This is a genomic window from Brunnivagina elsteri CCALA 953 (genome assembly GCF_002289455.1).
Lineage (GTDB): Bacteria > Cyanobacteriota > Cyanobacteriia > Cyanobacteriales > Nostocaceae > Brunnivagina > Brunnivagina elsteri.
On record NZ_NTFS01000253.1, the window covers coordinates 1 to 9664 of the forward strand.

Sequence of the window (9664 nt, forward strand, 5' to 3'; positions counted from 1 at the left end):
TGGGTATAGTACGCTAGCTTTAATCCCAGAAGCAGAAGGCAGTTGGGCATTGCCGTTAAGACATGAGAGAATAACTAGTTGGGAAACACCAATCCAGAAAGCAGTATGGCAACTCAAAAAAGTATGCCCACAATTACCATCTAGAGCAATTTCATGCTGGGATATTGAGTAGCGAAGTTGCCGGACAGAGGATTCTGTCCCGGCACATTCGCATGGATGTGCGCCGTTCATCACTCAAACAGCGGATATAGAAGTTGATAAAATAATACGTTTACGGTCAAATTTATGTTTGTGGACTGCACCACCAGAATACAGTGGCAGAGGCAGACGGCGAATTCATGGTCGTAAATTTAAGCTTCTAGATGAATCAACTTGGGACGAACCCGCCCAAACAATAGAATTAGAAGATGAGAAACTAGGAAGATTAAAAATCCGCTTGTGGTATGAGCTGCACCTACGCAAATCTCCACTACACCCAATGTCGGTGATATTAGTCGAACGCTTGAAACCCGATGGTAGTAAACGAATAGCAAAACCGATGTGGTTAGCTTTTATTGGAAAATCAATGCCCTCTTGTACCGAGATATTCCAATATTACTTGCGTCGGTTCGGTGTTGACCATTGGTATCGTTTTGCCAAACAAAGACTACATTGGACACTACCAAAACTCTCAACACCAGAACAATCTGACAGATGGAGTGACCTAATGCCACTAATCACTTGGCAGTTGTGGCTAGCACGAGATATTGTTAAAGATAACCCTTTGCCTTGGCAAAAAACAGCCCCAAAGTTAACTCCGGGAAGGGTTGCACAATCAATTGGTGCAATTTTAGCGGTGATTCACACACCTGCAAAACCTCCAAAACTACGTGGAAAATCCCCAGGCTGGAAACCAGAACAAACACGTAAGCGTAGAATTAACTACCCTGTAGTCAAAAAACGAACTACAACTCGCACTAAAAAGCAACCTCAGCCAGCTTAAATAGTTGAATTTTTCAATTTGTATACTGATGTGCATTAGATTCTTTCTGCTGCACCGTTTTGTCATGCGTTAGTCTAAACTCCAGTTTATTGAAAGAAACTTTGTGATTTACTGAGTGTAGTTTTATTGTCAGGATGCAAGTTCCCATATCATATTAAACCCTTTTTTCTACAAATGCGATCGCTTTTAACAGTGCGAACCTGGAACCATTAAAATTAGCTATAAAGCTTATGGAACAAGGATTTGAGGCTGCGAACCTGGAGAGCGCGATTCCTACGGATAGCTACCCTACGGGAACGGTTTCACCGTAGCTAGCTTCTGCAAAGCAGTACGCGATCGCACTTCCCCGTAAACCACAATAAAAGCGATCGTATGAATTGGATATACTGGAAATAGTAATAACTAGCCAAGAACAACTGAATGCATGACAAATCGTGAAGAATTGATCCAGGAACTCGAACAAGCTCCCGATGATGTAGTCGAGTCAGTACTAGATTTTTTTCATAGGCTAAAAGCAACAGGCAAAACCCATCCCCTGGCAAAATTTGCAGGCATTTTAAGTGATGCCGAAGCGGAAGAATTAAAACGGGCGGTCGCAACAGAATGTCGGCAGGTAGATGTAAATGAGTGGTGAGATTGCTCTTGATACTTCTGTGGCTGTACGTTTTTTGAATGGTGACACAGCAATCGTTTCACGGGTGCTTGCATTACCAAAGATATTTCTGTCTACAATCGTAGTGGGGGAGTTGCTTTTTGGCGCGGAAAACTCTACTCGTCCATTGCAAAATTTACCTCGTTATCTGGAGTTTATTGAGGCTTGCGTAGTTTTACCATTAAGCCCAGAAACAGCAGCAGTCTATGCTCAAACCCGACTGGCTTTGAAACGCAAGGGACGACCAATTCCAATGAATGATGTTTGGATTGCAGCACAATGTTTAGAGCAGGGTTGGATATTAGTGACAGATGATACAGATTTTGACTATGTTGATGGCTTGATGTTAGAGCGCTGGTAGCTGAATCTACGAATTTATGAGGCGATCGCATCTCCTTACAAACCCAACAAAAGCGATTCCTACGGATAGCTACCCTACGGGAACGGTTTCACCGTAGCTAGCTTCTGCGAAGCAGTACGCTAACGCACTTCCCAAAAAACCCTTATATCCCTATTCTGTCACTCTCCGAAAAGTTTTATCATTTCTGAATTCTAGAGTTCTTATACAGTAAGCGATTGCAGGCTTTTTTCTTCATAGAAATTTATGAAAGCATAGAAATGACCAAAATTAGAAGATAAAACGCTGTATTGCCTAGTCTACCTTCTGTTCAGAAAGTACTAATAATAGGAAAAACCGGAAAGTGACAGAAGAGGGATATACTCAAAATGGATAAAATATAAACTTTTGTCATGCTGTAGACGCAAAGCGGCTTCCCGCAGGGTCGAAGGTAGACGCAGAGCGACTTCCCGGAAGGTAGCATTTAAAAACTTTTAATGCATTTGAAAGTATATTCTTAACCTTTTCTTCGTATACATTCCTTTAATTGTATTTAAAGTATCTTTTATCTTTATCAAAAATCTTAGACAGTATTGAATGAGGGTATATATACCTGAATTCACGATGCAATAAAAAGACAAAATATAATGGTACTTAAATCATTAATTGATAAGATAGCGGAGATTACTGTTTCATTTATAAAAAATAAGCTAGAGCGTAATGAAGTTGTAATTAAAATTTTAAAACAATTCGATTTAGACCCAGAGCATCCGCCTGAAGACTTTGAGGGTGTTTATGCTTATGCATTGGTAGAGTATGGAATAGGCAAACCCAAGGCAATTCTCAATTTATTTAGGCTTAAAAAAATCCAAAATGCTTTTCGGAAAACATTTGAACAAAATAACTTCTCTATTTTAGAAAAAGTCAGCAACGAGCTAATTGAAAATGACTTTGGCAATGAAATCCGACAACTGGAAATTGAACCCAGACGGGAACTAATCGCTTTCTCAGCAATCTTTATTGAAGTTGTCAAACGTTCTCGCACACCCAAGGAAGTCCTCACACAACAGAAAATAGAATCCATACATAAAAGGGTCGAAATTCTTCTAGAACGCTTAGAGCGACTGCCAACCTTGGAAGGGATTCGTACCGAAATGGCACGATTGGTACAGCAGAATTACCTAGCATTACCACTAGCAGAAACATTAGCCTCTAAAAAAAGTAGCGCGTTTGGTTTATCTCAGGAAATGCGCGGTTGGTTTGAAACTTTAGGCTACCGTTTTGAGAAATATGAAATTTGGGAAAACAATTATTTTGAATGGATTATTAATATACCAGTCCGTCGAAATCGTTACGATCGCGTTTTAATTAGGGGTATGGTGGGTGAAGCCAATATCAATAGTTTGATGGCTTTAAGTTCATCGGTAGAGAAAAACCACACGGATGAAGGTTGGTTAGTTACTGCTCGTCGCATTTCCCAAGCAGCACGCAATGAAGTCGAAAAATCGGAAAATCGCCATCTCAGTTGTTATACCTTCGATGAACTCATCGACCAAGACGCAGACTTTAGCGGTTATCTTGATTGGTTGGAAGCAGAGGTAGTCAAACGTGGGATTAATAAAAAATACGTTCCCCTTTCCTGCACCAAAGAAGAAATACACCCCGCGACCAAACGGGCGATCGCAGTCAGTCGTTATAGTGATATAGGTAGCTATATTGACCGTTGGCTCTCAGACCCTGCTAAAGAACATATTTCGATTTTGGGAGAATTTGGTACGGGCAAGACTTGGTTTGCTTTACATTATGCCTGGGTTGCTCTGCAAAAGTATCGCGATTGCCAAAAACGGGGAATCGAACGTCCGCGCTTACCCTTGGTGATTTCACTACGGGATTACGCAAAAGCAGTTAGTGTGGAATCCTTGTTTTCGGAATTTTTCTTTAGAAAGTACGAAATCCCCATCCCCGGATATTCGGCATTCGAGCAACTCAATCGCATGGGTAAGCTACTGCTAATATTCGATGGCTTCGATGAGATGGCTGCAAGGGTAGACCGTCAAGCGATGGTTAGCAATTTTTGGGAATTAGCTAAAGTTTTGCTTCCCGGTGCAAAAGTGATTTTAACTTGCCGCACGGAGCATTTTCCAGAGGCAATTGAAGGACGTGCCTTATTAAGCGCCAAATTGCAAGCATCAATTACCAATTTAACCGGGGAAACTCCCCAATTTGAGGTGCTGGAATTAGAAAAATTTGGCGACGAGCAAATTCGGCAAGTTTTATCGTTTCAAGCAACCCCTGCTACGGTGGAACGGGTTATGGGCAATCCCCAATTGTTAGACTTAGCTGGTCGTCCGGTGATGACCGAGTTAATTTTAGAAGCATTGCCGGATATTGAGGAGGGAAAACCTGTGGATATGTCGCGGGTATATCTGTATGCAGTACGTCGGAAAATGGAACGCGATATTACGGCAGAACGTACTTTTACTTCTCTGGCAGATAAACTCTACTTTTTGTGCGAACTTTCCTGGGAGATGTTGTCTACCAATCAATTAAGTCTCAATTATCGCCTATTCCCCGACAGAGTTCGTCGTTTATTTGGTGCGGTGGTACGGGAGGAGAAAGATTTAGACCATTGGAAAAATGATATGTTGGGGCAGACAATGCTGATTCGTAATGCCGATGGAGATTACACCCCAGCCCACAAATCCCTATTAGAGTTTTTTGTTGCCTACAAATTTGCTGCTGAGTTGGGAGTTTTAGCACCAGATTTCACAGAATTAGCACAAGCACAGGCACAGAATTGCCTCGATAAAACCATCGCACCCGAAAAATACACTTGGTCATCCTATTTTCAACGCAAAGTAAATAAAGCAGGAGAAATTTTAGCGATCGCACCATTGAAAGAATTTGCCAGCGAATCATTAGAGTATCTACAACAAACTTTTGGACAGACCTCCTTAACAAAAGCGGCGATAGATTTACTGATGCCAATGTTGGTAACGGGTGACTTGCCTATGGGCGATCGAGAAAAAGAGTCGATTGTCAAAATTCTGCAAGCAACACGAGATAAAACCAAAGAAGAAGTTGGTTATATAGGAGGAAATGCTGCAACATTGTTAGTCAAACTTGATAAGGCTGCCCTCGAAGATAAAGATTTTTCTCAAACTGTAATTATTAATGCCGATTTGTCTAATGCAAGTCTGCGTAATATCAATTTCGCTTTTGCTGATTTGACTGATTGCATTTTTACTAAAATATCTGGAAAAGTTTCGTCAGTAGCTTTTAGCCCGGATGGCAAGCTTTTGGCAACGGGCGATAGCCAGCATGAAATTCGTTTGTGGGATGCGGCAAGTGGCAGCGAACGCTTAGTATGTAAGGGGCACACTAGCTGGGTAAATTCCGTTGTGTTTAGCCCCGATGGTTTGACTCTTGCTAGTACGAGTGGGCACGGACTTATAAAGTTATGGGATATTAACGATGCCCAATGTATTAAAATTTTGCAGGGGCACACAAGTTGGATCAACTCCGTTAAATTTAGCCCAGACGGAAAAATCCTTGCCAGCGCAGGTGATGACCATACTTTGAGGTTATGGGATGTTTATAGTGGCAAATGTTTAAGAACTTTGCATGGACATACTCGTTACATTGAATCGGTCGCATTTAGCCCGGATGGTAAAACCCTCGCTACTGGGAGTGGAGACACAACTATCAAGCTTTGGGATTCTAGTACGGGTAATTGCGTGAAAACTCTCAAACACGATAAACCATACGAAGGAATGAAGATTGAGGGTATTAAAGGTTTAAGTGAAACAGCAATCGCCACACTCAAGGCTTTAGGCGCTGTAGATGGTAAATAATAATGGGTGTTTGGGTAGGCTGTGTATTTTGTGCCTTTTGAGGGGGTAAAAATTCACGCTAAATATGTGGCAACTGTTGGCTCAAAAGCTGATGTGACATAGACTTTACGTTTACATGAATGCCAAAAGTGTATGAATAAAAAATGGGTAAATTCTATCAGAATACACAGCCTAGTGTTTGGGTACGATAAACTTATGGTTCGCTGATGCGATCGCACAAAATGCTAGACATAGGGGCATCGCATGTTACGTTTACTCAGAATGCATTTGCGTTGTCCATTTGTCCTTTTAAAGTAGCGCTAATTTCATTAGTAATACAAAAACACTAATAATGTTTCAATTCAAAGCTTTTTCAAGTATTTTTGAGGAAATTCTGGAATCCGGCAAAACACTTGTGAATCCAAGTATGTCAGTAAATTACACTACAACATAGGTTTATTACCACAATGCAAACATTAAACCAGCAACAACAACTCCCCGCTTGCGAAACAATGCCCGTCTTGCGTCGCGATGACCGTCAAAAACTGCTTCAGAATCGGTCAAGAGATTACAAAAAAGCTTACAAAAATATGGTTTTAGTTCGTTAAAAGCCGATGGTTTGTTTGGTAAAAAAACAGAAGATGCAGTTAAAGAGTTCCAAGCAAGAGGCAACGACCACGACCCCACATTTGCCGTAGATGGAATCGTTGGAGAACGGACTTGGGAAGCTTTGGGTATGTGCGCTTTTTCTGGCGGTTGCTAAAAAATATAGATATTTGAAAACAGATATTAATTATATGTTTGATAATAAAACCCCGACTTAATGTTGGGGTTTTAGTTTTGGCAGGAGTTTGGAATAACAACGCCCTTGACGACCACTTTGTGGTATCGCATTTGAAATGTTTGCCAAGACTTTAGCAATTAATTGTATAAATAGTTACTTGAAATATATAAATTTCGGTGGTTTTATTTTGAGATATAAGCCCAAATACTTCAAGGGTTGAAATCTTTAAACCCACATTCCGCACTTCAACTTGAAGTATAAGGAGATTATAATCAAGAAAAAAGCAAAAAAATCAGGATAATTAAGAAAAAACAGTGAACTAATCCACGTCATGAAGAAAAATCATAAAACATCAAATATGTGATTGATAAAATAGGTTATATAGGCACTATAAATTGGAAGAAAAATTACTATTCCTTCGTATAGTGATAAATTTTTATTCACTCTCCACATGTTGTTTAGATTAAGAAAGCAGATAATATTTTTGACAAGATGATGGCAGACAATTCAAAATAAAATGGCGTTCTGATGTTAAATTAATAATTTGATTAATCCCATTTAAAGTCAAAAGATGAATTCCTTGAAAACATTGAAATACCCATCTTAATGTCGGACAAATCGTTAATTTTCCTAGTTGATTTTTGATTCCGATTTTGATTCTTTTTAAGCTATTTCTCAGTTCTCTTTGACCAAGATTATAGACTAACAAGCACAAAGACATTAAAAATAACATTGTCTCGATTCGTTCAGGGTTTTCTACAAAGAAGCTATCAGCAAAAAATAAGGGGCCTTTTAAAAATCTAAATCCTATTTCACAAGACTGTTGATTTTTATAAGTTGTAATAATTTCTTCTGGCTCTAACTTATTCTCATCAACTAAATTAGTTGCTAAAATAAATCTTCCAGCTTCTTTTCTTTGTATTTCTATCTCTTCTGGTTTTTCATAACCTACTCCTTCCATTTTATAAATAATCTTTTTATCTTTGGATATACTTTCAATAAGTTTAACTTCTTTAATTTCAAATAGTTTCAATTTTTTGTTGATTCCTTTTAGTTTATATCTAGCTTGCTCTGGAGTTTCAAAATCTTCTTTTTTTAATTCTTTGAGTAGTTTTTCAACTTTATCTTTTTCTTTTTTTAGTTTTTTATCTAACTTTTCTAAATCACTATCTTTTCTTTTTTGACTTTCTACTATTAGCCAAACTTGTTTAATTCCACCATAATTTACTATTTCTTCTTTCCACTTATATCCATCTAAATTTTGAGATGCTCTTTTCTCTCTTTCTTCTGCACTTATCTCTTCTATCTCTACAGACTCAACTAATTCTTGTGCTTTCTTAATTGTCATTGGTACCCGACTTATCCATTTTAAATGTTCAATTAACTTGAGGTTTTCTTGACTATATAATGCGCTATCGCAGACCATAATACTATCAAAAACTATTTGTTTTTTAAACTCTACTAATATTTTCCCAAATACGGCTTTATCTGCTTCATTACCATCTCCAGCTCTCATTAATAATGGTATATCTCCATCACTACTCGTTATTAAATCTAAAACAACTTGTTTTAAATCTGGCCTATGGTCACGAGAATATCCTTTGGTTATAATTATTGGTCTTTCTTTAATTATTTTTTCTTCTTTATCTTTATTTTTATCAGTTTTATATTCTCCATGTAGATGAAATGATGTGGCATCTAAATGTGAATATTTTGTATCTATATTAAATTTTTTAATTACTGATAAGACAATTTCTATAAATAGGTTATTCAATCCATATTTATATAATTTATCCATAACTCTTCCAATTTTATCGTCATTTATATAATCACTTTTTACACCTTCTCCCAATAATATTTCGATTCCTTTATCTTCAAAAAATTGGCTAAATAAATATAAAGGTCTTGATACAAATCCTAAGCCATTAATTATAATCGCTTTTACTAATATTCTCGCTGAAATTTTCTCACGAGGGTCTATTCCTAATTTGGAATTTATTGTTTCAACTATTCCTATTTCATCAATCAGCCCAGCTACTATTCCTAGATGATCAATATTTTTAATTTCTGCTTTTGATGTTGGAGACATTTTACCTCTAAAATATTTGGAGTTTTTTTGATTGTCTCACTTTTGGTATCGTGCTAAGGAAATCACGATAAAACAATGTCGTTTAGTTTTGTAAAAAGTCTGGAACTAAGTATTTATAAGCTATGCAACCTGCTCTTTACTTCGCAAGGTTTATTTATTAATACTTATGTTTAAATTTTCTGTCTCGCTTTAATGCTAACGTAACCGTTAATTCCTCATGCGATCGCAATGGCTCTCCGGGTGCGAAGCACCCGGAGTCGCGTAACACGCAAATTGAGTTAGTGTTTTTATTTACTCGTATCAGAGAAAAATTGTGTAATATTTATGCTACATTCTGAAGTGCGGAATGTGGGTTTAAATGCTGAATAATAAGCGTAAAAATAAACAAATAAAAGCAAAATTAAATACCATAAATGAAGTCATTAATCTTATTCAAAAATATTTGGATAAAATATGGTTTAGAGTTTTGGTTTCACTTGGAATTGCTTGCATAGCTATTTTAGCAACTTATTTGGTAGAAAAATGGTCCCAGAATCAAGAAATATGTTATTCTCTAGAGCCAATTCAAAAATGCATTTTCAGACAAATTCTCTCTGTCGTTACTCCAAGTAATATTGAATGTTTCAGTATTTTGACAGGAGCATCTATATATATATTAGAAAGTAGAGAACGCAGGCAAAGAATAATTTATCAAACATGGCAAGTAATTGATAGTGCTTCGGGAGTAAGAGTAAGTTATGCAAGAATTGAAGCACTTAAAACTTTAAAAAAATACAAAATTTCACTACAAGGAATTGATTTATCCAATACAGATTTAAGTCAAATAGAATTAGAAAAAGTACAGCTAAATGGTATTAATTTTAGTAATGCAAATCTTAATAGTGCCAACCTTAACAGCGCTGAACTTAATGGGTACATCCCAGTTTTTATTCTTCCAAGAAAGATAAATAAATCATGAGAAAGTAAAGGGAAATTAAACGCGAACGC

General features: G+C 37.4%; 7 protein-coding genes and 2 pseudogenes. 7 read left to right on the top strand and 2 right to left on the bottom strand.

Annotation, left to right across the window (positions count from 1 at the left end):
• A partial coding sequence (locus CK510_RS31115) for a hypothetical protein (RefSeq protein WP_143289359.1) occupies positions 1–231 on the bottom strand: 231 nt, incomplete at its 3' end.
• Positions 232–289: 58 nt separating this feature from the next.
• Between CK510_RS31115 and CK510_RS19940 the strand changes: the two genes are divergently transcribed.
• The 6 genes and pseudogenes from CK510_RS19940 to CK510_RS33575 form a co-directional block, all read left to right on the top strand.
• Positions 290–982, top strand: coding sequence for a hypothetical protein (locus tag CK510_RS19940; RefSeq protein ID WP_245912231.1), 693 nt, complete (start codon positions 290–292; stop codon positions 980–982).
• Positions 983–1406: 424 nt separating this feature from the next.
• Positions 1407–1616 carry a hypothetical protein gene (locus CK510_RS19945; RefSeq protein ID WP_095723365.1) on the top strand — a complete coding sequence of 70 codons (210 nt, stop codon included), beginning with the start codon at positions 1407–1409 and terminating at the stop codon, positions 1614–1616.
• Positions 1606–1995 carry a type II toxin-antitoxin system VapC family toxin gene (locus CK510_RS19950; protein WP_095723366.1) on the top strand — a complete coding sequence of 130 codons (390 nt, stop codon included), beginning with the start codon at positions 1606–1608 and terminating at the stop codon, positions 1993–1995. Before CK510_RS19945 ends, CK510_RS19950 begins: the two co-directional genes overlap by 11 nt.
• 623 nt (positions 1996–2618) lie before the next feature.
• Positions 2619–5720: pseudogene (locus tag CK510_RS19955) on the top strand (NACHT and WD40 repeat domain-containing protein); the annotation flags it as partial.
• Positions 5721–6271: 551 nt separating this feature from the next.
• Entirely contained in the window at positions 6272–6412 is a 141-nt protein-coding gene (locus tag CK510_RS33570; protein ID WP_245912232.1) for a hypothetical protein, read from the top strand.
• 2 nt (positions 6413–6414) lie between these two features.
• Positions 6415–6567: pseudogene (locus CK510_RS33575) on the top strand (peptidoglycan-binding domain-containing protein); the annotation flags it as partial.
• Positions 6568–7051: 484 nt separating this feature from the next.
• Here CK510_RS33575 and CK510_RS19965 read toward each other — a convergent pair.
• Entirely contained in the window at positions 7052–8677 is a 1626-nt protein-coding gene (locus tag CK510_RS19965; RefSeq protein WP_095723368.1) for an IS1634 family transposase, read from the bottom strand.
• Positions 8678–9035: 358 nt separating this feature from the next.
• Between CK510_RS19965 and CK510_RS19970 the strand changes: the two genes are divergently transcribed.
• Positions 9036–9635: a pentapeptide repeat-containing protein gene (locus CK510_RS19970; RefSeq protein WP_095723369.1), complete on the top strand. Its 600-nt coding sequence runs from the start codon at positions 9036–9038 to the stop codon at positions 9633–9635.
• The last annotated feature ends 29 nt before the right edge of the window (positions 9636–9664 follow it).

Excerpts from the sequence above, each read along its gene's own strand:
- CK510_RS19945 (WP_095723365.1), top strand. The coding sequence starts at position 1,407 with ATGACAAATCGTGAAGAATTGATCCAGGAACTCGAACAAGCTCCCGAT.
- CK510_RS19950 (WP_095723366.1), top strand. The coding sequence starts at position 1,606 with ATGAGTGGTGAGATTGCTCTTGATACTTCTGTGGCTGTACGTTTTTTG.
- CK510_RS33570 (WP_245912232.1), top strand. The coding sequence starts at position 6,272 with ATGCAAACATTAAACCAGCAACAACAACTCCCCGCTTGCGAAACAATG.
- CK510_RS19965 (WP_095723368.1), bottom strand. The coding sequence starts at position 8,677 with ATGTCTCCAACATCAAAAGCAGAAATTAAAAATATTGATCATCTAGGA.
- CK510_RS19970 (WP_095723369.1), top strand. The coding sequence starts at position 9,036 with ATGCTGAATAATAAGCGTAAAAATAAACAAATAAAAGCAAAATTAAAT.